This is a genomic window from Quadrisphaera setariae, from assembly GCF_008041935.1.
Classification (GTDB): Bacteria; Actinomycetota; Actinomycetes; order Actinomycetales; family Quadrisphaeraceae; genus Quadrisphaera; species Quadrisphaera setariae.
The window spans coordinates 49445-73901 of sequence record NZ_VKAC01000013.1 but is presented as its reverse complement, the minus strand read 5'-3'; the positions used below and the strand labels follow the sequence as shown (position 1 = coordinate 73901).

28 protein-coding genes are annotated in these 24457 nt (G+C 75.7%); 12 read left to right on the top strand and 16 right to left on the bottom strand.

The annotated features are described in order from the left end of the window. Positions 1 to 17: 17 nt before the first annotated feature. Genes FMM08_RS19215 through FMM08_RS19195 form a run of 6 tightly spaced genes read right to left on the bottom strand, consistent with a single transcriptional unit; the run spans position 18 to position 5148 of the window. Entirely contained in the window at positions 18 to 917 is a 900-nt protein-coding gene (locus FMM08_RS19215) for a LysR family transcriptional regulator (protein WP_187279871.1), read from the bottom strand. Then, positions 914 to 1822: a LysR family transcriptional regulator gene (locus FMM08_RS19210; protein ID WP_187279870.1), complete on the bottom strand. Its 909-nt coding sequence runs from the start codon at positions 1820 to 1822 to the stop codon at positions 914 to 916. The genes FMM08_RS19215 and FMM08_RS19210 overlap by 4 nt, the downstream gene beginning before the upstream one ends. After that, entirely contained in the window at positions 1819 to 2325 is a 507-nt protein-coding gene (locus tag FMM08_RS23185; protein ID WP_187279869.1) for a hypothetical protein, read from the bottom strand. Before FMM08_RS23185 ends, FMM08_RS19210 begins: the two co-directional genes overlap by 4 nt. A gap of 40 nt (positions 2326 to 2365) precedes the next feature. Continuing rightward, positions 2366 to 2986: an imidazoleglycerol-phosphate dehydratase HisB gene (gene hisB, locus FMM08_RS19205; RefSeq protein ID WP_147927999.1), complete on the bottom strand. Its 621-nt coding sequence runs from the start codon at positions 2984 to 2986 to the stop codon at positions 2366 to 2368. Beyond that, entirely contained in the window at positions 2983 to 4212 is a 1230-nt protein-coding gene (locus FMM08_RS19200; RefSeq protein ID WP_255472618.1) for a histidinol-phosphate transaminase, read from the bottom strand. The genes hisB and FMM08_RS19200 overlap by 4 nt, the downstream gene beginning before the upstream one ends. 57 nt (positions 4213 to 4269) lie before the next feature. Beyond that, entirely contained in the window at positions 4270 to 5148 is an 879-nt protein-coding gene (locus FMM08_RS19195) for a DUF2127 domain-containing protein (protein WP_222710968.1), read from the bottom strand. Positions 5149 to 5187: 39 nt separating this feature from the next. Here FMM08_RS19195 and FMM08_RS19190 point away from each other — a divergent pair, with 39 nt between their 5' ends. Next, on the top strand, positions 5188 to 6246 hold the full coding sequence (locus FMM08_RS19190) for a DUF3626 domain-containing protein (protein WP_147927998.1): 1059 nt from the start codon (positions 5188 to 5190) through the stop codon (positions 6244 to 6246). A 192-nt stretch (positions 6247 to 6438) separates the two neighbouring features. Here FMM08_RS19190 and FMM08_RS19185 read toward each other — a convergent pair whose 3' ends face one another. Continuing rightward, on the bottom strand, positions 6439 to 7050 hold the full coding sequence (locus tag FMM08_RS19185) for a helix-turn-helix domain-containing protein (RefSeq protein ID WP_147927997.1): 612 nt from the start codon (positions 7048 to 7050) through the stop codon (positions 6439 to 6441). After that, positions 7043 to 7765, bottom strand: coding sequence for a carbon-nitrogen hydrolase family protein (locus FMM08_RS19180; RefSeq protein WP_147927996.1), 723 nt, complete (start codon positions 7763 to 7765; stop codon positions 7043 to 7045). Before FMM08_RS19180 ends, FMM08_RS19185 begins: the two co-directional genes overlap by 8 nt. Positions 7766 to 7843: 78 nt before the next feature. Between FMM08_RS19180 and FMM08_RS19175 the strand changes: the two genes are divergently transcribed. The 4 genes from FMM08_RS19175 to FMM08_RS19160 all read left to right on the top strand — a co-directional run bounded on the left by FMM08_RS19175 (position 7844) and on the right by FMM08_RS19160 (position 11071). Then, entirely contained in the window at positions 7844 to 8854 is a 1011-nt protein-coding gene (locus FMM08_RS19175; RefSeq protein ID WP_147927995.1) for an FAD-dependent oxidoreductase, read from the top strand. Continuing rightward, positions 8851 to 9576 (top strand): class I SAM-dependent methyltransferase, encoded by a 726-nt coding sequence (locus tag FMM08_RS19170; RefSeq protein ID WP_222710966.1) that lies wholly within the window; start codon positions 8851 to 8853, stop codon positions 9574 to 9576. The genes FMM08_RS19175 and FMM08_RS19170 overlap by 4 nt, the downstream gene beginning before the upstream one ends. 42 nt (positions 9577 to 9618) lie before the next feature. Beyond that, complete coding sequence (locus FMM08_RS19165) at positions 9619 to 9906, top strand: YciI family protein (protein WP_147927994.1); 288 nt, start codon at positions 9619 to 9621, stop codon at positions 9904 to 9906. 64 nt (positions 9907 to 9970) lie between these two features. Further along, positions 9971 to 11071: a GNAT family N-acetyltransferase gene (locus FMM08_RS19160; protein ID WP_187279868.1), complete on the top strand. Its 1101-nt coding sequence runs from the start codon at positions 9971 to 9973 to the stop codon at positions 11069 to 11071. A gap of 18 nt (positions 11072 to 11089) precedes the next feature. Here the strand turns inward: FMM08_RS19160 and FMM08_RS19155 are convergent, their stop codons facing one another. Both FMM08_RS19155 and FMM08_RS19150 read right to left on the bottom strand, forming a co-directional pair. Then, entirely contained in the window at positions 11090 to 11587 is a 498-nt protein-coding gene (locus FMM08_RS19155) for a hypothetical protein (RefSeq protein ID WP_147927992.1), read from the bottom strand. Continuing rightward, a complete protein-coding gene (locus FMM08_RS19150) occupies positions 11584 to 11853 on the bottom strand; it encodes a helix-turn-helix transcriptional regulator (protein ID WP_147927991.1) in 270 nt (89 codons plus the stop codon). The genes FMM08_RS19155 and FMM08_RS19150 overlap by 4 nt, the downstream gene beginning before the upstream one ends. A 185-nt stretch (positions 11854 to 12038) precedes the next feature. Between FMM08_RS19150 and FMM08_RS19145 the strand changes: the two genes are divergently transcribed. After that, positions 12039 to 12953 carry a GmrSD restriction endonuclease domain-containing protein gene (locus tag FMM08_RS19145; protein ID WP_255472616.1) on the top strand — a complete coding sequence of 305 codons (915 nt, stop codon included), beginning with the start codon at positions 12039 to 12041 and terminating at the stop codon, positions 12951 to 12953. Between the two features lie 26 nt (positions 12954 to 12979). Further along, positions 12980 to 13279, top strand: coding sequence for a Dabb family protein (locus FMM08_RS19140; RefSeq protein WP_147927989.1), 300 nt, complete (start codon positions 12980 to 12982; stop codon positions 13277 to 13279). 6 nt (positions 13280 to 13285) lie between these two features. On the opposite strand, the gene FMM08_RS19135 is transcribed toward FMM08_RS19140, so the two are convergent. Then, positions 13286 to 13528, bottom strand: a complete 243-nt coding sequence (locus FMM08_RS19135) for a hypothetical protein (RefSeq protein WP_147927988.1) — start codon at positions 13526 to 13528, stop codon at positions 13286 to 13288. Between the two features lie 72 nt (positions 13529 to 13600). On the opposite strand from FMM08_RS19135, the gene FMM08_RS19130 reads away from it, so the two are divergent. Beyond that, positions 13601 to 14086 (top strand): MarR family winged helix-turn-helix transcriptional regulator, encoded by a 486-nt coding sequence (locus FMM08_RS19130; protein ID WP_147927987.1) that lies wholly within the window; start codon positions 13601 to 13603, stop codon positions 14084 to 14086. Positions 14087 to 14163: 77 nt separating this feature from the next. Beyond that, the gene (locus FMM08_RS19125; protein ID WP_147928060.1) at positions 14164 to 15237 is read left to right on the top strand and encodes an alkene reductase; all 1074 of its coding nucleotides are present in this window, start codon (positions 14164 to 14166) and stop codon (positions 15235 to 15237) included. Positions 15238 to 15308: 71 nt separating this feature from the next. On the opposite strand, the gene FMM08_RS23460 is transcribed toward FMM08_RS19125, so the two are convergent. From FMM08_RS23460 to FMM08_RS19110, 3 genes are read right to left on the bottom strand one after another with little or no spacing between them, the layout of a single operon-like run. Then, positions 15309 to 16907, bottom strand: coding sequence for an AAA family ATPase (locus tag FMM08_RS23460; protein ID WP_255472612.1), 1599 nt, complete (start codon positions 16905 to 16907; stop codon positions 15309 to 15311). 22 nt (positions 16908 to 16929) lie between these two features. Beyond that, positions 16930 to 17931 carry a squalene cyclase gene (locus FMM08_RS19115; RefSeq protein WP_147927986.1) on the bottom strand — a complete coding sequence of 334 codons (1002 nt, stop codon included), beginning with the start codon at positions 17929 to 17931 and terminating at the stop codon, positions 16930 to 16932. A 33-nt stretch (positions 17932 to 17964) separates the two neighbouring features. After that, positions 17965 to 18609, bottom strand: a complete 645-nt coding sequence (locus FMM08_RS19110; RefSeq protein WP_222710965.1) for a class I SAM-dependent DNA methyltransferase — start codon at positions 18607 to 18609, stop codon at positions 17965 to 17967. Positions 18610 to 18879: 270 nt separating this feature from the next. Between FMM08_RS19110 and FMM08_RS19105 the strand changes: the two genes are divergently transcribed. From FMM08_RS19105 to FMM08_RS19095, 3 genes are read left to right on the top strand one after another with little or no spacing between them, the layout of a single operon-like run. Beyond that, positions 18880 to 19323 (top strand): GntR family transcriptional regulator, encoded by a 444-nt coding sequence (locus FMM08_RS19105; protein ID WP_147927984.1) that lies wholly within the window; start codon positions 18880 to 18882, stop codon positions 19321 to 19323. Next, positions 19320 to 20261: an ABC transporter ATP-binding protein gene (locus tag FMM08_RS19100; protein WP_147927983.1), complete on the top strand. Its 942-nt coding sequence runs from the start codon at positions 19320 to 19322 to the stop codon at positions 20259 to 20261. The genes FMM08_RS19105 and FMM08_RS19100 overlap by 4 nt, the downstream gene beginning before the upstream one ends. Beyond that, the gene (locus FMM08_RS19095) at positions 20258 to 21028 is read left to right on the top strand and encodes a hypothetical protein (protein WP_222710964.1); all 771 of its coding nucleotides are present in this window, start codon (positions 20258 to 20260) and stop codon (positions 21026 to 21028) included. The genes FMM08_RS19100 and FMM08_RS19095 overlap by 4 nt, the downstream gene beginning before the upstream one ends. 32 nt (positions 21029 to 21060) lie before the next feature. Here FMM08_RS19095 and FMM08_RS19090 read toward each other — a convergent pair whose 3' ends face one another. Both FMM08_RS19090 and FMM08_RS19085 read right to left on the bottom strand, forming a co-directional pair. Continuing rightward, entirely contained in the window at positions 21061 to 22761 is a 1701-nt protein-coding gene (locus FMM08_RS19090; protein WP_147927982.1) for a bifunctional 3'-5' exonuclease/DNA polymerase, read from the bottom strand. Between the two features lie 65 nt (positions 22762 to 22826). Then, complete coding sequence (locus FMM08_RS19085; RefSeq protein ID WP_147927981.1) at positions 22827 to 24425, bottom strand: methyl-accepting chemotaxis protein; 1599 nt, start codon at positions 24423 to 24425, stop codon at positions 22827 to 22829. Positions 24426 to 24457: the final 32 nt, after the last annotated feature.

The window sequence follows — 24457 nt, the reverse complement described above, 5'->3', positions numbered from 1 at the left end:
GAGCTGCTGACCGGGGACTAGGGACGACGACGACCGCACACCGAGCGCAGCGCGTCCACGAGCGCCTCGGCCGCCGGTGAGCTGGCCCCGGGCGCCCGCACCACTCCGAAGGGCAGCAGCAGCGGCGGGTCGAGCGGACGCGCGACGCCGCCGAGGGCGGTGACCCGCTGCGCGTGGCGCCGGTCGACGAGCGCGGCCCCCGCGCCCGCGAGCACCAGGGGCAGCACCGTGGCCGGCTGGGGCGTGACCACCGACGCGCGCGGCAGCCCGGTCTCGGCCAGCTCGGCGCGCAGCGCCGTGCGCGCCGAGCCACCGTTCTGCAGCGCCACGAGCGGGAGCGCGGCCACCTCGGTGCGCCCCAGGGGCTCACCCGCGCAGGACGAGCCGGGAGGGAGCACGGCCCACACCTCCTGCTCTCCCAGCTGCTCCGCCGGCAGGGTGCCCGGCAGCGGCAGCTGCACCACCGCCAGCTCCGTGCGGCCGCGGGCGAGGTCGGAGACCAGGCGCGCGTCGTCGCGGGCGTCCTGCACCCGCACCAGCACCCCGGGGTGGGCAGCGCGGAAGAGGCCGACCGCAGCGGCCAGGGGGTCCGCGGCCACCGACGCGTGGGCGACCACGTCGAGGGTGCCCGTGCGCAGCGCCACGACGTCGGCGACGGCCCGGCGGGCGGCGTCCAGCTCGCGCACCAACCGCTGAGCCGGTGCCACCAGGGCCCGGCCGGCTGCGGTGGGGACCGTGCCGCGGGGGGTCCTCTCGAACAGCGGGCACCCGGCGGCGCGCTCCATGGCCCGCACCGCCTGCGACAGCGACGGCTGCGCCATCCCCAGCAGCGCGGCGGCACCGGTGATGCTGCCCTGGTCCACCACGGCGAGCAGCACCTGCGCCTGGCGCTCGTCGGCCAGCAGCGGGGCGGTCACGGCGCGCAGTCCTCGGCGAGCCGCACCAGCGCCCGCGCGGCGGGCGACAGCGCGCGGCGCAGGTGCACCAGCGCGTGGGCGGCGGTGACCGCGGGCCGGGTGCGGCGCAGCACCACGCCCTCGGCGGCCGCCCACTGCGCGAGCACACCGCTGAGGAACCCCGCGCCCGCACCTGCGAGCACCAGCGAGGCCACCGCCTCGCGGTGAGCGGTCTCCACCGCCAGGCGCGGCCGAGCGCCCACCGCCTCCAGCGCCCGCGAGACCAGCCGCTCGCGGCGGCTGTGGTCGGTCACGCCGATGACGTCGCGGCCGTCCAGCGCCGCCAGGGGCAGCGGGTCGGGCAGGTCGTCGCTGCCGGGTGGGAAGGCCACGAGCACCTCCTGCTCCCCGAGCGGCACGACCACCAGCTCCGACGCCGCCCTGCTCGGGGTCGTCCGGCCGAGCGGCAGGGAGGCGACCGCCACCTCGGCCCGGCCCTCCAGGAGCGACTCGAGCACCCGGTCGTCGTGCTCGGCGACGCGCACCTGCACCCTCACCCCGGGGTGGCGGGCGCTGAAGGCTCCGAGCAGCTCGCTGGCGGCGTCCGCGGCGAGCACCGCCTCGACGGCGACGTCGAGGACGCCGCTGGCCCGCTGCGCGCACTGCTCCCCGGCGGAGCGCACGGCTTCCGCGGCGGCGCCGGCACCGCGGAGCAGCTGCCGGGCGTGGGGCTCCAGCGCCCGCCCGGCGGCCGTGGGCGTGGTGCCCGCGCTGGAGCGGTGCACGAGCACCGCGCCGAGCTGGGCCTCGAGACCGTCGAGGGACTGCGCCACCGTCGGCTGTGCCAGCCCGGTGGCCGACGCGGCGGCCCCGAGGCTCCCGTGGTCGAGGACGGCGAGGAAGACGGCGAGCTGGCGCCGGTTCACCGCCGGCGGGCGCGCAGCATGCCGCGCACCGCCGTCCACCGGCTGCGGCCGACGCTCGTCGCGGCGCCCGAGACGTCGGCCGCCTCGAGGCTGCCGAGCAGCAGCCGCAGCACGTCTCCGGGCCAGGTCGCCAGCAGCAGTCCCGCAGGCCGGCCGTCGGGGACCTGCTGCCCGCCGCGCCACGTCTGCGCGGTGACCTGCCCCTCCTGGCCCTGCTCCCCCTCGGTGAGGAGCAGGACGACGTCGAGCCCGCGCAGCATCCGGCTGAGCCGCTCCGCGGCGTCGACCCCGGCCAGACCGGGCAGCACCCCCTCGCGGGGTGCGGGCACCGCCACGACGCCCGCCCCGGACACCGGGGCGCACACCGCGGCGACGCCGCTCAGGGCGCACAGGTCGGCGGCGCGCTCGGCGTCGAGCACGGGCAGCACGAGCACCGCGCGCCGCGCGCCCTGGGAGGGGTCGAACAGCTCGCCGCCGCCCGCCCCGGGGAACTCGTACCTCACCGGGAGACCGCGGGGGCGCAGGCCCCCGGACGCGTGCCCGTCACAGCGCGCCCTTGGTGGAGGGCACGCCGTCGACGCGGGGGTCGAGCGCCACCGCGGCGCGCAGCGCGCGGGCCAGCGCCTTGTACTGCGCCTCGGCGACGTGGTGGGGGTCGCGGCCGGCGAGCAGCCGGACGTGCAGGCAGACGTGGGCGTGCAGCGCGATCGACTCGAAGACGTGCCGGGTGAGGCTGCCGGCGTAGGGCACGCCGCCTCCCCCGCCGCCGATGAGCACGTGCTCGTAGCCGTCCGGCTCACCGGTGTGGACGACGAACGGGCGCCCGGACACGTCGACGACGGCCTGCGCCAGCGCCTCGTCGAGCGGCACCAGCGCGTCACCGAACCTGGCGATGCCGCGCTTGTCGCCCAGGGCCTGGCGCAGCGCCTGCCCGAGGACGATGGCGGTGTCCTCCACCACGTGGTGGGCGTCGATGTGGGTGTCCCCGGTGGCCTGCACGCGCAGGTCGATGAGGGAGTGCTTGCCGAGCGCGGTGAGCATGTGGTCGTAGAACGCCACGCCCGTGCTGATCTCGGTGCGGCCGGTGCCGTCGAGGTCGAGCTCGAGGGAGATGCTCGACTCGCTGGTAGCTCGCTCGATGCGCGCCGTGCGCTGCCCGCTCATGCCTGCTCCTCGTCGTCGTCGGTGTCCTCAGGGTGCGCCGCGCGCTCCTCCTCCACGACCACCTCGGCCAGCGCGGCGAGCACCGCGTCGGTCTCGGCGGCGGTGCCCGCGGTGATCCGCAGGTGGCCGGGGATGCCGACGTCGCGCACGAGCACGCCGTGCGCCAACAGGGCCTTCCACGCGGCGGGGGCGTCGTCGAAGCCGCCCACCAGCACGAAGTTGGCGTCGCTGGGCAGCGCGAACAGCCCGAGGGTGGGCATCGCGGCCACCAGGCGGTCGCGCTGGGCCTTGGTGTCCTCGACGGTCGCGAGCAGGGCGTCGGCGTGGGCCAGTGCAGCGGTCGCCGCGGCCTGCGTGAGGGAGGACAGGTGGTAGGGCAGGCGGACGAGGCGCAGCGCGTCGACCACGGCGGGGTCGGCGGCGAGGTAGCCGACGCGCGTGCCGGCGAAGGCGAACGCCTTGCTCATGGTGCGCGTCACCACGAGGCGCGGGCGGCCCGGCAGCAGCGTGATGGCGCTGGGGGTGCCGCCGGCGCCCAGAGGGCGGGCGAACTCGGCGTAGGCCTCGTCGACGATGACGATGCCGCGGGTGGCCTCGTAGGCGGCCTCGACGACGTCGAGCGGCAGGGCCGTGCCGGTCGGGTTGTTCGGGCTGGTGAGGAACACGACGTCAGCGCCCGTGCCGCCGCCGGCCGCACGGACCTGCTCGGCGACGGCGAACGGGTCCAGCGAGAACCCGTCACCGCGCTTGCCGTCCACCCAGGCGGTGCCGGAGGTCTGCGTGATGATCGGGTGCATCGAGTACGACGGCGTGAAGCCGACCGCCGTGCGCCCCGGCCCGCCGAACGCCTGCAGCAGCTGCTGCAGCACCTCGTTGGAGCCGTTGGCGGCCCACACGTTCCCGCGGGTCAGCGGCACGCCGTGGGAGGCGGGCTGGGCGCGCAGGAACGCCGCGAGGGCGTCGCGCAGGGCGTCGGCCTCGCGGTCGGGGTAGCGGTTGAGGTGGGGCACCTGCTCGGCGATCGCAGCGACCACGGCCTCGACCACCTCCGGCGGCACGTCGTGGCTGTTCTCGTTGGTGTTGAGCCGCACGGAGACCTCGAGCTGGGGCGCGCCGTAGGGCGCGTGGCCGCGCAGGTCGTCGCGGAGCGGGAGGTCGTCGAGGGTGGTGTCCGAGACCAGGCCGCGCACGGGGGCGCCGGACGGGTCGGAGGTGCTGGGGCTCACAGGCGCCCAGGGTAGTGATCCGGCGCCGGGCCGGCCCTCCGCGTCAGACCGGTCGGGTCAGGCCGGCTGCGTGGCGGACGGCGGGGCGGTGCGCTCCAGCGCCGACCAGCCGGAGTCGGCCTCGCGCTCGGCGGCCTCCGCCCGTCCCCCGCCGCGCAGCCCGAAGAGGCGCTTGGCGAGGAGGAGGTAGACGACGACGGCGAGGTTCAGCGCGAACAGCGCCACGCCCGTGGCCGAGACGCCGCTGGCGAGGTCAGCGACCTCGGGGACCATGAGGATGCTCGTGGCGACGAACGTCAGGTACTCCGCCCACCGCCGCCCCAGCCACAGGCCCACGGCCTCGGTGGCCTCCAGCGCGGCGTAGGCGACGAGCCCCAGGCCGATGAAGAGCAGGTGGCTGGAAGGGGTGGAGAACCAGCCGGAGACCTGCGCCAGGAAGCCGTGGGTGGTGTCGATGACCACGCCGTGCTGCTGGACGAAGTCGAGGCCCCACGTCCACCAGCGGTCGAGGGTGCCGCGGTGGCCGGAGAAGACGAGCACGGCGGCGGCGAGGATCCCCAGCCCCAGGACGTGCACCACCCGGTCGAGGGCGATGAGCCGCAGCACGTACCGGTCGCGCAGCGGGCGGCCCCGCAGCGGGAGCCTGATCTGCTCGCGCGGCGGGAGGTGCTCGCGGGTGGCCTGCGCCGCGGTGGGCCCCACGGAGGGGAGCCAGGCGTCGCACCGCAGGCAGCGGTGCCAGCGCAGGCCGTCGGCGTCCTCCCGGAGCACGAGGGCGTCCTCCCGGCGCACGCGCGCGACGTCGCGGCCGACGGTGCGGTGGCCCTGGAGGGAGCAGTCGAGGAGGTCCCACCGCACGCGCGGCAGCCGCAGGCGCCTGCGGGGCTCGCTCCGCGGCTCGGACTGCTGTCCCGCGGTCTGCTGCACGGTGGTCACAGCGGACGGTAGTACCCACGATCCCTGGGAGGCACCTGGATGCTTCCGGCGCGCTTCCTGACCCTCCCCTGGTCTGATGGCGCGCTCCAGGGCGACCAGTGCCAGGTCGGCGCGCGCCGTCAGTCGCTCAAGGCCTCCTCCGGCGTCGACGTCCTGACGCTCCGCTTCGACCCGGCGGTGCGACAGGCTGTCGCCGTGGAGGCGTGGCAGCGGGCGGTCGAGCACGTCACCGCGCGCGTGGCCAGCACCGGAGGCGGGCCACCGCTGCCCTCGGGCGCCGCCGTCGTCGTCCACCTCCACCCCGACCGGCTGGCGGCGGCGACCGGCCGGCCCGTGCTCGCCCAGCTGGCTGCCGACGGCCGGTACCGCTCGCAGTTCCAGACCGGCACGAGCGCCGGCGGGCTGACGGCCCACCCCGGCGGCGACAGGTGGCGCTGGGAGTCGGAGCTCTTCGGCGGGGCGTACGACGCCGCGCCCGCCGGCGAGCGCCCCGTCTACGGCGCCCTGTCCCTGCCCGGGGACGACACCCGCGGGCCGGCGCTGCGCTTCGGCTCCTGCCACCTGCGCCTGCGGCCCGAGGTGCTGGACCGGGTGACGCTGGCCTTCCCCGACAGCGCGCTCGGGCCGGAGGCGCTGGGGACGGCGGCCTCGGCGCCCGCCCTGGTCGCGGCGACCGCCGCGCGCGCGGGGGGCGGGTTCGACGCGCTCGACGACTACGTGGAGGCCCACGTCCACGGGCAGCTGCTGCTGGCGCGCGACGTCGAGGCGGTGGTGCTGGACCCCTGCTTCCGCGGCACCGCCGTCGAGGTGGCGGCTGAGCGGATCAGGGCGACGACGGGCGTCGCGCTCGCGTGGCACCCCGGATGCGCCGTCCACGTCGCCGAGCTGGTGGGGCGGCCGGGGTGCATCGCCTACCGCGGCGGGGAGGTCGTGCAGGTGGCGCTGGAGGTGGCTGCCGCGCTGACCGACGACGGGGTGCTCAGCGCGGAGGTGGTCGGCCGGGCGGTGGCGCTGGAGAGGTGGGACGCGCAGCACCTCAAGCAGGTGTGGCACTGCATCGCCCGGTTCGGCAGCCCGTCTCCGGTCGGCCTGCCGTGACGAGCGACGTGCAGAAGTGCTCCGGACGGCCGTAGAGGGCGCTCCGGGCTGACTTCTGCACGTCCGGCGTCACACCTCCGAGGGCGACCAGCCCCCTGCCCCGTCCCGCCGGGCAGGCAGAACCTCACCGAACCGGCCCCAGACGGCCCCGGACGCGACTTCTGCATGTTGGACGGGACGCGGGCGCGGTGGTCAGTCGCGGCGGGTCCGGGCCTTGACGTGCATCCGCTCCCCCTGCGGGCCGAAGAGGCTGAGGACCTCCGCGGGCGCCGGCCCGGGGTTGGAGAACCAGTGCGGCGTCCGGGTGTCGAACTCGGCGACCTCGCCCTCGCGGAGCACCACGTCGTGCTCGCCGAGCACCAGCCGGATCTTCCCGGCCAGCACGTAGAACCACTCCCAGCCCTCGTGCACCTTCAGCCCGTCACCCTCAGGGGTGCGGCCGGGCTCGGGCGGCATGACGATCTTCCACGCCTGCAACCCGCCCGGCTGGCGCGTCAGCGGCACCACCGTGCGGCCGTGCGCGCGCTGCGGCCGCAGGTGCACGCGCGGGTCGCCGGTGGCGGGCGCGCCGACCAGCTCGTCGAGCGCCACCCGGTGCGCCTGCGCCAGCGGCAGCAGCAGCTCGAGGGTGGGGCGGCGCTGACCCGACTCCAGGCGGCTGAGCGTGCTCACGGAGATGCCCGTGGCCTCACCCAGCTGCGCGAGGGTGGTGCCGCGCTGCAGGCGCAGCGCCTTGAGGCGCGGACCGACGGCGTCGAGGACGCCGTCGAGGTCGCCGGCCCCGGTGGCGGTCGCGTCAGCCACGGCGGGGCTCCAGCTCGACGACGACGACCTCTCCCTCCACCGCGCCGGCCGCAGCCAGCAGCGCGCCGTCGGCGCCGTGCACCGCCGATCCCCCGGCCGTCTCGGGGAACCCGTGCCGCGGCCCCACCGCTCCAGCGGCACTGGCCACCGCGACCGGCGCCCGGCACGCCAGGGCGTTCCCCACCGCCCGAGAGCGGATCACCGGCAGCGCCTCGGGCAGGTCGACCACGCCCGCGGCGTACAGGTCCACGCCGAGCGCGGCGGTCGCGGCGGTGTGCTCAGCGATCCCGGTGTCGCGGCAGACCGCCAGCCCGACGCGCCAGCCGTCCACCTCGACCACCCTCGCTCCCGGCCCGGGCGAGAACGCAGCGACCTCGTCGCCGTAGAGGTGCACCTTGCGGTAGACCACCCGAACACCACCTCCGTCCACCGCGACGACGCCGATGGAGCGCCGACCGCCCTCCTCCGCGACCGGCGCTCCGACCAGCGCCGTCGAGCCGTGCTCGGCGCAGGCCGCGACCAGCGGCTCCCACACGGGGTCGTCGAGCGCGACGGCGGGTGCGTCCAGCACGTACCCGGTCAGCGACAGCTCGGGGAAGACCACCAGCCGCGCGGCGGCGCGAGCGACCGCCGCGGCGTGGGCGGCGGCGGTCGCCGCCAGGTCGCCGCGGGAGACGGCGGGCTGGGCCACCGCGACGCGCAGAGGGGTCAGCACGCGCCCATCCTGCGGCGACGCTTGCCGTTCTGGCAACAACGCTTGTCGTTCCGGCACCACTGCGCGCAGGGTCTCCGCATGACCTCAGCACCTCCCCTCGGACAGCTGGACGACCAGTACGACGCGGTGGTGGTCGGTGGCGGCGCCGCCGGCCTCGCCGGCGCGGTCGCCCTGGCGCGGATGCGCCGCCGCGTGCTCGTGGTGGACGCCGGCCAGCCGCGCAACGCCCCGGCCGACGGCGTCCACAACCTCCTCGCGCGCGAGGGCACCCCGCCGCTCGACCTGCTCGCCGCAGGACGGGCGGAGCTGCGCGGCTACGGCGGTGCGGTGGTCGACGGCCGGGTGACCTCCCTGCAGCGCAGCAGCGACGACGGTGCGCCGCTGCGCTTCGCCGTCGCCCTCGAGGACGGCCGGACGACGACGGCGCGCCGCCTGCTCCTGGCCCACAGCGGCACCGACGTGCTGCCGGACGTGCCGGGCCTGCGGGAGCTGTGGGGCAGCCGCGTGCTGCACTGCCCGTTCTGCCACGGGTGGGAGGTGCGCGGCCGCGCGGTGGCGGTGCTGAGCACGGGCCCGATGACCGCGCACGCGGCGACGCTGTGGCGCAGCGTCGCCGACCGCGTGGTGGTGCTCTCGCACACCGGTCCGGACGTCACGGCCGAGCAGCGGCAGGAGCTGGAGGCGGCCGGCGTGGAGTTCGTCGACGGCGAGGTGGTCTCCCTCGAGCCCGTCGGCCACGGCGACGACGGCGACGTGCGGGTGCGGCTCGCCTCCGGCGCGGAGCTGGAGGTGGCAGCCGTGGTGGCGGCGTCCCGGGTGCGGGTGGACACCTCGCTGACCGGACAGCTCGGTGTGGCGGTCGCCGACGTCGAGGTGATGGGGACCGTCGCGGCGACCGGTGCGGTGACCGTGGACCCGACGGGCCTGACGAGCGCACCCGGCGTGTGGGCGGCGGGCAACGCCGCGGCCCCCATGGCCGTGGTGCCCGCGGTGACGGCCGCTGGCATGCAGGCCGGCGCCGCGATGACGATGGACCTGGCCCGCGAGGACGTCGCGGCCGCCCTCCTCCTGCAGGGAGCAGCACGATGAGCGACCACCAGCACGGCCACGGCCAGCAGCACGGCCACGACCACGGCGGGCCGCGGCGCGAGATGCCGCCGCTGCCCCAGTCCGCCGAGGGCCTGCCGGCGTGGTGGGAGGAGCTCTACAGCGGAGCGGACATGCGGTGGAGCGGGAGCGCCAACGCGCGCCTCGTCGAGGCCGTGGCGGCCCTGGAGGAGCGGGGCGTGACACCCGGGCGGGCGCTCGACCTGGGCTGCGGCGAGGGCGGTGATGTCATCTGGCTGGCCGAGCGCGGCTGGACGGCCACGGGCGTCGACGTGGCGCACGCCGCGGTCGCCAAGGCGCGCAGCGCGGCTGCGGCGAGGGGCGTCGACGTCGTCCTGGAGCGGCACGACCTGACCGAGACGTTCCCCGAGGGTGAGTTCGAGCTGGTGAACGCGCAGTTCCTCCAGGCCCCGGTGGGCTGGCCGCGCGCGGAGGTGCTGCGGCGGGCCGCGGCGTCGGTGGCGCGCGGCGGTCACCTGCTCGTCGTGGACCACGCCGACCCGCCGCCGTGGTCGCAGCTGGACCGCGAGGCGGTCGGCTTCCCGACGCCGCAGCAGGTCCTCGCCGACCTCGCCCTCGACACCGGTGCAGGTGAGAGCTGGGAAGTGGTGCGCGCGGAGGTGAGCGCCCGCCCGGCCGCCGGGCCCGGTGGGGAGCACGGGCACCTCAACGACAGCGTGGTGCTGGTCCGCCGCCTGCCCTGACCACCCGGGCCGGTCCCGAGGGAGGTGGGCGAGACTGCGGGCATGGCCGTCTTCGTGGTGACGTACTCGTACACAGCTGACGCGGAGCACCGCAGCGCGGTGCGCCCGACCCACCGGGGGTGGCTCGGCACGCTGCCGAACCTGCTCGTCTCCGGGCCGACGGACGACGACGGCGCGGTGCTCGTCTTCGAGGGCGCGTCCGCCGCCGAGGTCGACGCGGTCGTCGACCAGGACCCGTTCGTCACCGACGGCGGCATCGTCGCCGAGCGCCGCACCGTCGAGTGGACCGTGGTCGGCGGCAGCCTGAAGGACGCCTTCCCGACCTCCTGACCCACCCGACCGTCCGTGATCATGGGCTTCCGGAACAGGCGCGTTCCGGAAGCCCATGATCACGGTGGAGAGTGGGAGCGTGCTCGTGGTGCTCAGCGGCCTGCCCGGAGTCGGCAAGACGACGCTCGCCCGGGAGCTGGCCCGCTCCCTCGGTGCGCCGCACGTGCGCGTCGACGCGTTCGAGACCGCACTCGGCCTGCGTGCGACCTCGGCTCGTGACGGTGACCCCACGGGCTACCGCCTCGCCCACGTGGTGGCCGGTGACGCGTTGCAGAGCGGCCGCCACGCCGTGGTCGACGCGGTCAACCCCGTGCGCGAGGCGCGAGACGGGTGGCGCGCCCTCGCGAGCGAGGTCGGGGTGCCGCTGCTCGAGGTCGACGTCGTCTGCTCCGACCCGGAACTGCACGAGCGCCGGGTGCGAGAGCGCACCGCCGACCTGCCCGGGCAGGTCGTCCCCACCTGGGAGGGCGTCACCGGTCGGCCCGCCTGGCGGCGCGACGCCGACGAGCCCGCCGCCGTCGTCGTCGACACCGCGACGACGGCGCTGGCCCGCGCGGTGGTCGAGCTGCGCGCCCGCGTGGACGCCCACCCCGAACAGGTGGCGGTCCCGGCGTCGCTGCTGGCGCCTCACCACCGGTTCGGTGCGTGGGCCGTGCGCGGCGAGCCCGAGGTGGTGCTCGAGACCGAGCGGCTGGTGCTGCGCCGCTGGCGCGAGGCGGACCTGGAGCCGTTCGCCGCGATGAACGCCGACCCCGAGGTCATGGAGCACTTCAGCTCCGGACCGATGGACCGCGCCGCCTCCGACGGACTGGCCCGGTACGCCGACGCGTGCTTCGAGGTGCACGGGTTCGGCCTCGCGGCCGTGGAGCGCACGGACGACGGCGCGTTCCTCGGCTTCTGCGGGTTCGGCCGGCACCGCCGCCGTCCGGAGGCGGTGGAGGTGGGGTGGCGGCTGGCCCGTCACGCCTGGGGCCACGGGTACGCCACGGAGGCGGGCCGGGCGTGGCTGGAGGCGGCGCCGGGGATCGGGCTGGAGCGCGTGGCCTGCTACGTCACCGCGACGAACAGGCGCTCGCTCGCGGTGGCGCGGCGACTCGGCCTGGTGGTCGAGGAGGAGGACGTCTGGGCCGGCCAGCCGGTCGTCGTCCTCTCCACCCGACCGTGATCGCGAGAGGGGTGGAGTTCAGTCCTCCTCGTCGGGGAGGGTCCAGGCCAGGTACCAGGTGGACAGCAGCCCGCTCGTGAACCAGAGCGCGAAGCCGACGGCGAGACCGGACCCCATCCCACCCCCGCGCCAGGTGACGAGCGCCGCAGCCACGAAGGCCAGCAGCCCGAGCACGTCGCGGTAGCGGGTGACGGCCGCCGCGGCGGTGTCACGCATCGACCGCTGCACCTCGTCGAGCGTCGCCTCGCGGCGGTCGAAGACGCCGCGGACGCCGAGGTTCACCACGGAGTGGACGGGGATGAAGGCGAGGCACGCAGCCACCCACAGGACCACGGGCACGAGGCCGCTCAGTGCGCTCATCGTCGAGACCAGCGGCACGCCCACGAGGAAGCCCACCAGGGCGGCCTCCACGGACACCGCCCTGCGGCGCACCGCGCGGCGGCGCGCCCAGGCGTACCGCTCGTCCTCGAAGGTGGCGGCCAGGCCGGTGGTGCGGGAGCGGGTCGTGGCGTTCATCGGGCTGTCCTTCCGTAGAGCTCGGAGCTGAGCGGGGGCAGGGGGTCGAGGCTGAACACGGCCTCGACGGGGAGGTCGAAGTACCGGGCGATGCGCAGGGCGAGGGCCAGCGAGGGGCTGTACTCGCCGCGCTCGAGGTACCCGATGGTCTGCGGGTGCACGCCGACGGCCTCGGCGAGCTCCTTGCGGCTGGTGCGCCGCTCGGCCCGCAGCACGGCGATGCGGTCGTGCACCGCATCTTCACTGCTGCGCGGCGTCCTTCCCATGCCTCTATTCGTAGCATTAATACAACGCTTCGTTCAAGAGGGACAGCGCCACACCCACAGAGAGGAGGACGACGTCCGCGACAGCGCCTGTCCACAGGCACCTGTGGTGGCCCTGCGCCGGGTGGTGTGGACGTGACAGGCTCGCCCTCGTGTCCCGGACTTCCCCCCGGGGGGCATCCGCTCCCGTGCGGTCACGCGTCGGCGTCGTCGTCGCGGTGGTCGTGCTCCTCGTGCTCCTCGTGCTCCTCGCCCGCTCCGTCGGCGGCCTCGGCGGGCTCGGAGAGCTGCTCGGCTCCGGCCAGGGCAGCACGCAGCAGGCCCCCGCCGGCACGGCGGCGGCCGCGCTGGAGCGCCTGCCCGTGAAGGGCAAGGCCCCCAAGACCGGGTACTCGCGCGAGCAGTTCGGGCAGGCCTGGCACGACGTCGACGCCAACGGCTGCGACACCCGCGACGACGTGCTGGCCCGGGACATGACCGACGTCGTCTTCAGCCGCGACGACCCCTGCCAGGTCGCCAGCGGAGTGCTCGTGGACCCGTACACGCCCAAGGAGATCCGCTTCCAGCGGGGCCCGCGCAGCTCCGAGGTGCAGATCGACCACCTCGTGGCGCTGTCGGACGCGTGGCAGACCGGCGCGCAGCAGTGGTCCGCCGACGAGCGCGAGCAGTTCGCCAACGACCCGCTGAACCTCCTCGCCGTGGACGGCCCCCTGAACTCGGCGAAGGGAGACGGCGACGCCGCCACGTGGCTGCCGCCGAACAAGGGCTTCCGCTGCCAGTACGTCGCGCGGCAGATCGCCGTGAAGACCAAGTACGGCGCCTGGGTCACGCAGGCCGAGCACGACGCCATGTCCGACGTGCTGGACACCTGCCCCGACCAGCGCCTGCCCCGCGACGACGGCGGGGTGGGCCCCCAGCCGGCCCCCTCCGGCGCAGCACCGTCCGGCGCACCGAGCGGCGAGCCCTCAGGCGCAGCGACGTCGACCGCGCCCTACGCCAGCTGCTCGGCCGCGAAGGCCGCCGGGGCCACACCGCTGCACAGCGGAGACCCGGGGTGGAACCCGCGCCTGGACCGCGACGGCGACGGGGTCGCCTGCGCCTGATGGCGCTGACGGCGGAAGATGGGCGGGTGATCCGCAACGTGGTGGTCGGCAAGCTCCTCGACGGCGTGGCCCTGGCGACGGTGCGGCCCGGGCTCGACGCCATCGCCGCCCTCGAGTCCCCCGGCCGCCTGGCGTGCCGGGTCGGCACGGACCTGCGGCTGCGCGAGCAGCCGTGGGACTTCGCCATCACCAACGACTGGGCGGACGAGGCCAGCTACCGCGCCTACGACCTCGACGAGGAGCACGACCGCATCCGCCGGGAGCTCTTCGCACCGCTGTGCGAGCAGATCGTCCGGGTGCAGTTCGAGGTGCCGGACACCCCCTGAGCGCTGCTAGCCCTCGTCGCGCGCGTCGTCGCGTGCGGGGGGCTTCGAGACGAGGTAGGTGCGCCCGGTGGCGTCCTTGTGCATCTCGTACTGGCCCTGCACGCCGGAGAGGCGGTGCTCGGCGCGGGCGGCCTGCGTGCCGGCCTGCTGCTCGTCCACCTGGGCGCCGCCGTAGACGGCCTTGAGGTTCTGCTCGACCGACCCCACGGCGCGGTCGAGCCTGCCGAACACCCTGCGCATGAACGACACGTCAGCTCGCCCCTCGACATCATCGGTTGTGTGCAATCGAATGGTACGCCACGAGACGCTACGCTGTCAGCCGTGACCGCCGCCACGCACGACGCCGAGCCCGACCTCCTGGCGCTCGACCAGCAGGTCTGCTTCGCCCTGGCCGTCGCGGCGCGCAGCGTCATCGCGCTGTACCGGCCGGTGCTCGAGCCGCTGGGCCTGACGCACCCGCAGTACCTCGTGATGCTGGCGCTCTGGCAGCACCGCCGCCTGAGCGTCAAGGAGATCGGCGGCCTGCTCCAGCTCGACTCGGGCACGCTGTCACCGCTGCTCAAGCGCCTGGTGAGCACGGGCCTGGTCACCAAGGCCCGCGACGACCGCGACGAGCGCGTCGTCGTCGTCGAGCTGACGGAGCGGGGGGCGGCGCTGCGCGAGCAGGCGCTGGCCGTGCCGCGCGCGGTGATGGCGCGGCTGGGGATGGACGTCGGCGACCTCGTGGCCCTGCGCGACTCGCTCACGTCGGTCATCGCCGCCGCGACGGTGGCCGTCCCTCCCCCGGGAGAGCCGCGTCAAACGTGACGACGGCGATCTGTGGCGCTCGCCACTGTCGTTGAAACTTGGAACAGGTGGCGCTGCCCGCGCCGTTGGCACCCTCCGTGGACCTCTTCACCCCCGCCGTGTTCGGCGACCTCAAGCTCTCCAACCGCATCGTCATGGCACCCCTGACGCGCCTGCGCTCCGGGGAGCGCGGCGTGCCCGGTGAGCTCGTGGCCGAGATGTACGCGCAGCGAGCAGGTCTCGGCCTGCTCGTCACCGAGGGCACCTACCCCGTCGAGGAGGGGCAGGGCTGGGTCGGCCAGCCGGGCATCACCACCGACGAGCAGCAGGACGCCTGGGGCCGCGTCGCCGAGGCCGTCCACGACGCCGGCGGCACGATCGTCATGCAGGTCATGCACGCGGGGCGGGTCACGCACACCGGCGTCACCGGCAGCACCCGCACCGTGGCGCCCAGCGCCGTCGCCATCGACGGCGAGGTGCGCACGCCCCGCGGCAAGGAGCCGTACGAGACCCCGCACGCCCTCACCCTCGACGAGCTCGAGGAGGTCCGCGAGCAGTTCGTCGCCGGCGCGAAGCGCGCCGTGGCCGCCGGACTGGACGGCGTGGAGGTGCACGGGGCCAACGGCTACCTGCTCCACGAGTTCCTCTCCCCCGCCGCCAACCTCCGCACCGACCTCTACGGCGGCTCACCGGAGGCCCGCGCGCGCTTCGTGGTGGAGACGGTCCGCGCCGTGGCCGAGGCCGTCGGCGCCGGCCGCACCGGGCTGCGCATCAGCCCCGCCCACAACATCCAGGACGCCTGGGAGAAGGACGCCGACGACGTCGCCGCCACCTACGCGGCGCTCGCCACCGGCATCGCCGACCTCGACCTGGCGTACCTTTCCGTGCTGCACGCCGACCTCGGCGGCCACCTCGTCCAGGACCTGCGCCGCCGCGTCGGCGCCCCGCTCGTGGCCAACAACGGCTTCGCCGCGCCGAGCACGCGCGAGCTGGCTCAGCAGCTGGTGGCCGACGGGGTCGCCGACGCCGTGGCCGTGGGCCGCCCGGCCATCGCCAACCCCGACCTCGCCGAGCGCTGGCGCGTGGGTGCCGACGAGAACGAGCCCGACGCCTCGACGTTCTACAGCGACGGCGCGAAGGGCTACACCGACTACCCGCGACTCGCTCTCTGAGGCGAAGGACCCGGCCGTGATCATGGGCGTTGTGCACACTCCTGCGCACAACGCCCATGATCACAACAGGGTCAGCGCGGGCTGTGGCGGAACCAGCCGCCACCGGACCGGTACTGCTCAGCGGTCTGGACCACCTGGACGCCCGGCTCGTAGCTCCCCTCGTAGCTCACGACCTCGTCGTCACCCCTGTCGGCGCCTTGGTCGGCGGGCACGCCCAGCAGGGCGCGCGTCAGCGCCTGCGTGGAGTCGAGCAGGTCGTCGAGCGCGTGCCGCAGGTGCTCCCCGGTCACCTCGCGGACGGCCTCGCCGGCACTGCTCGCACCGTCGTCCTGAGCCATCGCCGCCTCCAGCACCGCGCGGCGCACGAGCTCCTTGACGAACGACGCGGTCACGCCCTCGCTGCGCGCCACGACCTCCTCGACCACCTCGTCGCTGGCGGTCAGCGGTACCGCCCGCGAGTACAGCCGGAGGAGCCGGCGGCGCGCATCAGCGTCCGGCAGGCCGATCTCCAGCGCCACGTCCACCCGTCCGGGGCGCGCCGCGAGCGCCCGCTCGAGGGCCTCGGCGCGGTTGGTGGTGAGCAGGAAGAGCAGGTCGGCGTCGGCGGCGGCGCCGTCCATGGCGTCGAGCAGCTCGAACAGGACCGGGTTCATCCCGTGGCCGAAGGAGCGGTCCTCGGCGACCAGGTCGACGTCTTCGAGGACGACGACGGCGGGCTGCAGCTCGCGCGCCATCGCCGCGACGGCGCCGATGAGGTGCAGCGAGCGGCCCGACAGCAGCAGCGCGGTGGTCTGGGGCAGGTGCGTGACGACGTACCGGGTGGTGTGGGTCTTGCCGGTGCCGGGCGGGCCGTAGAGCAGCAGGCCCCGCTTGAGGTGCTGGCCGCTGGCGCGCAGCACCTCGCGGCGGGCGGCGACGGCGAGGGTGTGCCGCTCCACGCGGGCGAGCACGGCCTCGGGCAGCACGACGTCGTCGCGGTCGGTGCGGGGCAGGTCGGGGAAGCGCAGGGCGACGCCGCCGTGGTCGTTGGCGCTGATCTCCAGCACCTGGCCGCGGTAGACGTTCTTCGCCGAGCGCAGCGCCTCGAGCTCGCCGAGCAGCTCCTGGGCCGCCGCGGTCTCGAGGCCAGCGGCCTCCACGGTCAGCCCGCTGTGCCCGTGCTGGTCGGCGGGGCCGCGGACGTGCAGCGCGTGCCGACCTCGCGGGTCGGTGACGAGCAGGAGCACCGCCCGCCACACGGCGGTGGTGCTGGTCGGGCCGGAGGGCAGGTCGTCGACCGGCGGTGAGGTGACGCGCAGCGGCGGCAGGTGCGTGCCCTGCAGCATCTGCGCGACGTCGACGGTGCCGAAGTGCGGCGGGATGGTGTAGCCGACCACCTCCACCGAGCGACCCGGTTCCGCGGCCCACGCCTCGAGGGCCAGCTGGAGGTTGACCCTGTCGAACACCGCGAACTCGCGACTGACGACGGTGGCGTCAGCAGCTCCCTCCCCGAGGTGCTCGCGCAGGCGGGTCACCAGCGCTGGGACCCGCTGCGCGGTGGTCTCCTGCGCCCAGTCGAGCAGCCCGGTGACGGCGCGTGCCAGCGCCAGCCGCTCGTCGCGGCCCTCGCCGCTGCCCAGGGCGTCGGTGGGGACTGGCGATCCAGCGTGCGGACGTCCGGTGTCGGTCACCGCGCCATGGTCGCCGCAGTGATCAGTGCGGCGCGTCATCCCCCAGCCGGACGTCCGTCGCCCCCGCCCCGTCCCACCAGCGCAGCAGCCTCAGCGCGTGGAACGTCAGCCACCGCGACGGCTCACCCACCCCGCCGTCGACGTCGAACCAGACCCGGCCCTCGTGACGCAGCTGCTGGTGCCACGTGCCGTCCTCCTCGCGGGCGCCGCGGACCAGGGCCACGGCCTCGACCAGCCGCGGGTCGGGCGCGCGCCCGTCGTGCAGGGACGCCGCGCGGACGTGGTCGGCGGCTCGCAGGGCGCTGTACGTCCACCGGAACGGGTAGGCGAAGTGCGTGGCCCACGGTCCGTGGGGCTCGCCGGTGCTGAACCGCCGCAGGAGGTGGCGCTGCAGCAGGTACTCCTCACCGCGGTGGCGCGCCGCCCGCAGCACGTCGGATCCTCCGGTGCGCTGCTCGTGGTCGAGCAGGCCGACCACCGCGTTGAGCGTGGAGTGGAAGGAGCTGCGCGTGGAGCCCTCCACCCACTCGCAGTTCCACCCGCCGTCCTCGAGCTGGTGGGCGGGGAACCACGCCTCGACGGCGGAGACGTCGGCCCCGAGCCACGCGCCGTTGGCGAGGGTGAAGGCGTTGATGCAGACGTCGACCTCACCGCCCCAGTACGGCAGGTCCTCGTACTCCCAGCGCACCTCGGCCAGCAGCTCGGCGGTGCGGGGCCGCAGCGCGGCGGCGGGCACGCCCCACCCCCGCAGCTGGTTGAGCGACCACGTGGTGGCGGTGTACGGCTGGCCGGGCTCCTCGGGGAACGTCCCCTCGCGGACCTCCCGGGGGAAGTAGGCGCCGCCCGCCCACTGGCCGTCGTGGTCCTGGAGGGCCAGCAGCCGCGAGCCGAACCCCTCGGTGGCCGTGCGCTCCCGGGTGGCCTCCCACACGTCGGCCGGCTCACCGGCCAGGTCGCGCTGGACCTGCCAGCGCAGCGCGGGGTCGGAGTCGAGCAGCCACGTGAGGACCTCGTCGTCGGTCACGTCCGGGACGCTAGACCCGGCCACCGACACCGCTCACCGCTGCGGCCGCTGCGCGCACAGCAGCACCTGCGGCGGCTGGGAGCCCCGGGCGGGGAAGCGCAGCTCGGTGACCAGCTCCAGCCCGGCGCTCACGACGACGTCGACCAGCGCGTCCGGCAGCCACCGGTGCGTGGTCCAGCGCACCCCGTCGACGCCGTACGCGCTGGTGCGGGGCACGTCCTCGTCCCCGACGTGGGCGCCCAGGAGCAGCTGGCCGCCGGTCACGAGGGCGCGGGCGAGGTCGGCGACGACGGCGGCGAGCACGTCGCGCGGAAGGTTGACCAGCGACCACCACCCCAGCGCACCGCCGAGGGAGGCGTCCGCGAGGCGCAGGTCGGTGGCCGAGGCGACCTCGAAGGACAGGCCCGGGTGCAGCCGGCGCGCGTGCCCGACCATGCCCGACGAGAGGTCGACGCCCCGGACGTCGACACCGAGGCTCGCCAGGTGCGCGGTGGTGGTCCCGGGGCCGCACCCGACGTCGAGCACCGGTCCCAGCGGGGCCACGTGCTCGGTGAAGGCGGCGAGCGCCGCGCGCAGCCACGGCTCGGGTCCGAGCAGGCCGGCGCCCATGGCCACGTAGGCGTCGGCGACGCGGTCGTAGGAGGCGCGGACGTCGGCGAGGTCGTCGGGCTGGCGCACGGCGGTGACGGTAGGCCCCACCGCCGACACCGGGTCGCGCTGCTGGGGCGCAGCGCTGCGCCCCCTGCGCGGAACGGGCCGGGCGGACAGGAGGTGCCACGAGATGCCGGAACCCCGCCTCGCCATGTCGGAAGCGGGGCCAGAGTCCCGACACCTCGCGACAGGCTTCCGGCGCGTCGCGGCAGTGAGGACCGCGAGGGACGCACCAAGGTCGTTGACGCGCCACCGGTTCTCTGGTTAGTTACTCGACTAATGAACCAAGGAGGCGGCGTGATCGACGACGGGCGACCGATCTTCCAGCAGATCGCCGACCAGATCGCCGCCGGCATCGCCGCCGGCGCCTACCCCGAGGGCGCGCAGGTGCCCTCCACCACCGAGCTCGCGGCGTTCCACCGCATCAACCCCGCCACCGTCGGCAAGGGCGTGAACCTGCTGGTGGAGAAGGGGCTGCTGCACAAGCGCCGAGGGCTAGGGATGTTCGTCAGCGAGGGCGCGCGCGCAGCGCTCCTGGCCGACCGCACCGCCCGGTTCTCCGACGCCTTCGTCGCACCGCTGCTCGACGAGGCCCGAGCGCTGGGCCTGGGCCTCGACGAGGTCCAGCGGCTCATCACCGAGCGCGCCGCGCAGCCCGCCGCAGCGCCGCCGGTCCCGCCGTCCTCAGGAGCGCCCCAGCAGCGAGGGCCCGCCACCACCCGTGAGAGGAGTCCCCTGTGACCACCGACGAGCCAGCCCTCCGCCTCCACGGCGTCAGCCGGACCTTCGGCCAGACCGCAGCCCTGAGCGACGTCAGCCTGGAGGTGCCGCACGGCACGGTCTGCGGCCTGCTCGGGCGCAACGGCGCCGGCAAGACCACGCTCATGTCGCTGGCCGCCGGCCACGACCGGCCCACGGGCGGACGGGTCGAGGTGTTCGGGCGAGACCCGTTCACGCACGCACCCACCACCAGCGCGGTGAGCCTGGTCCGGGACGACCAGCGCTACCCCGACGACTTCCGCCTGCGGCACCTCCTGGCCGTGGCCCCGCGCTTCCACGCGCGGTGGGACCGCGAGCGCGCCGCCGAGCTGGTCGACGCCTTCCGGCTGCCGGCGCGCACCGACGTCAAGAAGTACTCCCGCGGCCAGCTGTCCGCGTTGGGCATCGTGCTGGGGCTGTGCTCGCGGGCGCCGCTGACGGTCTTCGACGAGCCGTACCTGGGCCTGGACGCCAGCGCGCGGCGGACCTTCTACGCGCAGCTGGTGGCCGACCTCGCCGAGCACCCGCGCACGGTGCTGGTCTCCACCCACCTGGTGGACGAGATGGAGGCGCTGCTCGACCACGTGGTGGTGCTCGAGGGCGGCCGCGTGGTGCGCGACTGCAGCCTCGACGAGGCGCGCAGCGCCGCGTACACCGTCAGCGGCCCCGCCGTCGTGGTCGACGGCCTCACCGCGGGGCTGCCGGTGCTCACGAGCCGCCGGCTGGGCGGGCTGCGCTCCACCACCGTCGAGGCACCGCTCACGCCGGAGGCAGCAGCAGCCGCCCGCGCGGTGGGGGCGCAGGTCGAGCAGGCGAGCCTCCAGGACGTGGTCGCCGCCCACGGTGCCGACCGGGACGACGACGACACCGCCCACCGCACCGCACACCCGACCCTCGAGACGGCAGGAGCCCGCGCATGACCACCACGGCAGCCCCCGACCTCGACGCGCCTGCGGAGACCCCGACCGCGGTGCGCGCGGTCTCCGCGCTCGACGTGGTGGCCCTGCAGACCACCAAGCGCTTCATGACCTTCGCGGTGCCGCTCGTGACGCTCGGGCTGGTGCTCGTCGTCTCGGCGGTGGTCGCCGGGTTCTTCTACCAGCTGGGCTCGCGGCCGGGCACTCCCGAGTGGGTCAGCAACAGCCGCAACAACCCCGGCGTGCTGTGGGCGCTGCCCGGCTTCCTGGGGTACTACGGCGTCCAGTCGGTGGCCACCACCTTCCCGCTGGCGCTGGCCCTCGGCACCGGGCGGCGCGCCTTCACCACGGGCACGCTGGCGTTCCACGGGCTGCTGGCGGCGTACGTCGCCGTCGTCGGGCTGGCGCTGCTGGGAGTGGAGCGGCTGACCGGGCAGTGGTTCGTCGGGCTGTACCTCATCGACGTGGTCGTGCTGGGCGGCGGTGACCCGCTGCGGCTGGTCTCGGTGCTGTTCCTCGGCAGCCTCACCCTGCTGTCGCTCGGGGCGCTGTTCGCGGCGGCGTGGGTGAGGTTCGGAGCGCGGGGGCCGCTGCTCCTGGGGCTGGGGTGCGGCGCGCTGCTGGCGGCCAGCGCCCTGCTCCTCGCCCCGCACCTGGGGGACCTCGCGGCTGGCTTCCAGCTGTGGTGGCTCGCGGCGCTGGGCGTGCTCGTCACGGCCGCGGCGTGCGCCGGTGAGCTCGCCCTGCTGCGGCGCGCGTCCGTCCGCTGATCGCCGCGAGCGGTGCGGGCGCTCACCCAGCCTCAGCCGTCGTCGGCGTCGGCCCAGGACCGGCACACGTGCACGTCCAAGGGGAACGTGATGGGGAAGCCGCCGTACAACAGCCGCCCCGCCCTCTCGGCAGCCGTGCGCACCGCGCCGACGACCTCGTCGGCCAGGGCGGCCGGGGTGTGCACAAGCACCTCGTCGTGGAGGAAGAGCACCAGGTGCGGACGCTGCTCCACCCGACCCGCACCAGCACCGCCGAGGCGCCACAGCTCTTCGCGGAGCAGCGCCACCCAGCTCGAGGCCCACTCCGCCGCCGAGCCCTGCACCACGAAGTTGCGCGTGAAGCGCCCCCACGAGCGGCGCTCGCGCAGCTCGGCGTCCGTGGCGGGCACGTCGGGGGCCTGCTGCGTCCAGGACCCGCTCGGCCGCGGCGACCCGCGCCCCAGCCACGTGCGCACCACCTCGCCGCGCTCCCCCGCCGCCGCGGCGGTCTCCAGGTGCTCGACCGCCCGCGGGTAGCGGCGCGCGAGGTGCTCGACCATGCGGCCGCCGCTGCCGGCGGTGGCCCCGTACATCGCGCCGAGCACGGCGAGCTTGGCGTCGGACCGGGTGGCGACCGCGCCGCTGTCCACGACGCCCTGGTACAGGTCGCCGCCGGCCGCGGCGCGGGCCAGGTCGACGTCCCCGCTGACCGCGGCCAGCACGCGCGGCTCCAGCTGGGCGACGTCGGCCACGACGAGCCGCCACCCGTCGTCGGCCACCACCGCCGGCCGCAGCACCGCCGGGACCGACAGCGCTCCCCCTCCCTGCGCCGCCCAGCGTCCGCTGACCACGCCGCCGGGCAGGTGGTCGGGGCGGTAGCGGCCTTCGCGCACCCACTCGCGCAGCCAGCGCCAGCCGTTGGCGGCGTGCAGGCGCGAGAGCCTGCGGTGCTCCAGCAGCGGAGCCACCGCGGGGTGCTCCACCTGCGACAGCGTGCCCGAGCGCGTGTCCGGCAGCTCCAGGCCCGCACGCCGCAGGGCGCGCTGCAGGTCAGCGGGGCTGTCGGGGTTCAGCGACGGGGCGTCGAGCGCCTGCCGCGTCCGCGCGAGCGCCGCGGCCAGCGCCGCCGGCGCCTCCCCCGCCGCCGGCTGCGGGCCGAGGTGGGTCACCAGGAGGCGGTCGTGGACGTCGGCGCGCCACGGCAGTCCGGCGTGCGTCATCTCCGCGGCGGCCAGGGCGGCAGCGCTCTCCGCGGCGGCGAGAAGCTGCAGGTGGCCGCGCGCCGGGGAGGCCGCGAGCGCAGCCTCCTGCCGGGCGAGCTCCGCGGCGGCGTCGAGGAGCCCGGCCGGCGGGTGCAGCTCGAAGAGCCCCTCCGGTGCCGGTGCGCTGCCGCCCAGCGCGGTCCCGCTGAGCAGCAGCGGCTGCGCCTCGTCCCACGCGGCCGTGTCCGGGCCGGTCAGGAGCGCCTGGTCGACCACCGGCGAGCGCCGCAGCACCCGGTGCACGAGGCGCAGGTCGGTGCACCGCCGCACGCGGCCGCCCGCGGCGAGGACCTGCGGGTACCAGCGGGTGGTGTCGTCCCACACCCAGCGCGGGCCCGAGCCGGCGCCCGTCCCCTCGAGCCCACCCACGAAGGCCGGCAGCTCGTCCTCGCGGAGCCGCACCACCTCGCCGCGGTCGCCGTCGTCGCCGAGCTGGGCGACGACGACATCGGGCGCCAGCCGCTGCAGCAGCACCTGGCGCGGACCCGACACCCCGACAGTCTGGGTGCCGGGTCCGACGGGCCGCGCGCTGCCCCGCCCGTCCAGCGGGGCCGCTGTCAGAGCCGGAAGGCCGCGACCAGCCCGTCCAGCTCGCGCGACATCCTCGCCAGCTCCACCGCTGCCGCCTGCGACTCCTTCACGCTCGCGGTGGTGCTACGCGCCCCGGCGGCCACGGCCCGGGTGGTGGCGGCGATGTCGTCGGTGCCACCGGCGGCCTGCGCCGCTCCCCGCGTCATCTCCTGGGTGACCACCGACTGCTCCTCCACCGCCGAGGCGATGGTGGTCTGGAAGTCGCTGATGGTGGCGATGACCTCCGAGATGCGCGTGATGGTCTCGACGGCGCTGCTCGTGTCGCCCTGGATGGCCTCGACGCGCCGGGCGATGTCCTCGGTGGCCCGGGCGGTGCCCTGGGCCAGCTCCTTGACCTCCGTGGCGACCACGGCGAAGCCCTTGCCGGCCTCACCGGCGCGGGCCGCCTCGATGGTCGCGTTCAGGGCGAGGAGGTTGGTCTGCTCGGCGATGGAGGTGATGACCTTGACCACCGCACCGATCTCGGCGGAGGAGCGGCCGAGGCGGTCCACCGCCGCCGACGAGGACGCCGCCAGCCCCACGGCCTCTCCGGCCACGCGGGCGGCGTCCTGCGCGCTCGTGCTGATCTCCAGGATGGAGGCGCCCATCTGCTCGCTGCCCGCGGACACGCTGCTCACCTCGCGGGCCACCCCGGAGGCGCTGTCGGTGAGCTCGACCGCCTGGCCGGTGGTGGCCTCCGCGGACTCGGCGATGGCCTCCGAGGTGGCGGTGAGCTGGGCCGAGGCGGTCGCGAGCGACTGCGCCGAGCTGCGCACCTGCGCCATGCTCGTGCGCAGCGCGGCGGTGGCGCGGTTGAGCGAGGCGGCCATCAGCGCGGTCTCGTCGGTGGTCCGCACGGTGACGGTGCGGGTGAGGTCGCCCTCGGCGAGCGCCCCCAGCGCTGCGGTGACCTCGCGCACCGGGCGCGTGACCTTGCGGATGACCACCGCGCCGCTGACCGCCATGAGGGCGAGGAGCGCCGCGCCGCCACCGATCTGCAGCGCCTCCGCGAGGACGGCGGACCTGTCGCTCTGCTCGGCGCGCACCGCCAGCAGCGACTCCTCCTCGGCAGCGACGTCGCCCAGCAGCCGGGCGATCTGCTCGCCGGAGGCGGCGCCCGCGTCGGTGAGCACGATGGCCTGGGCGGCGGCGAAGCCGCCCTCGCCCCGGCGCGCGTCGATGGTCGACTGCATCTCGGTGAGCTTGGCGCTCACGAGGGGCTCGAGCTGACCCAACCGGCCCTGCTGGTCAGCGTTGTCCGCCGTCAGGGTGCGCAGCCCCGCCAGGGCCTCGGTGACCTCCGCCGAGGCGGCGGAGAAGCCGGTGAGGTACTGGTCACGGCCGGTGATGATGAAGCCGCGCTGGCTCGACTCGGCCGTCGCGAGCAGCTCGGAGGTGTGCTCCACGCCCTCCAGCACCCGGTGGGTGTGGTCCACCCTGTCGTTGGCGACGGACAGCCGGTGCTGGGTGGTCACCGCCCCGGTCACGAGCAGCGCGACGGCCAGACCGATCGTCAGCAGCAGGGCGCCGAGGGTGCGTCCGATGGTCCACCGCTGGACGGCAGTGGTCGGCTCGGCGTCGGTCATGGTGGTCGCTCCTCGGGTCGCGTCGGCCGCGT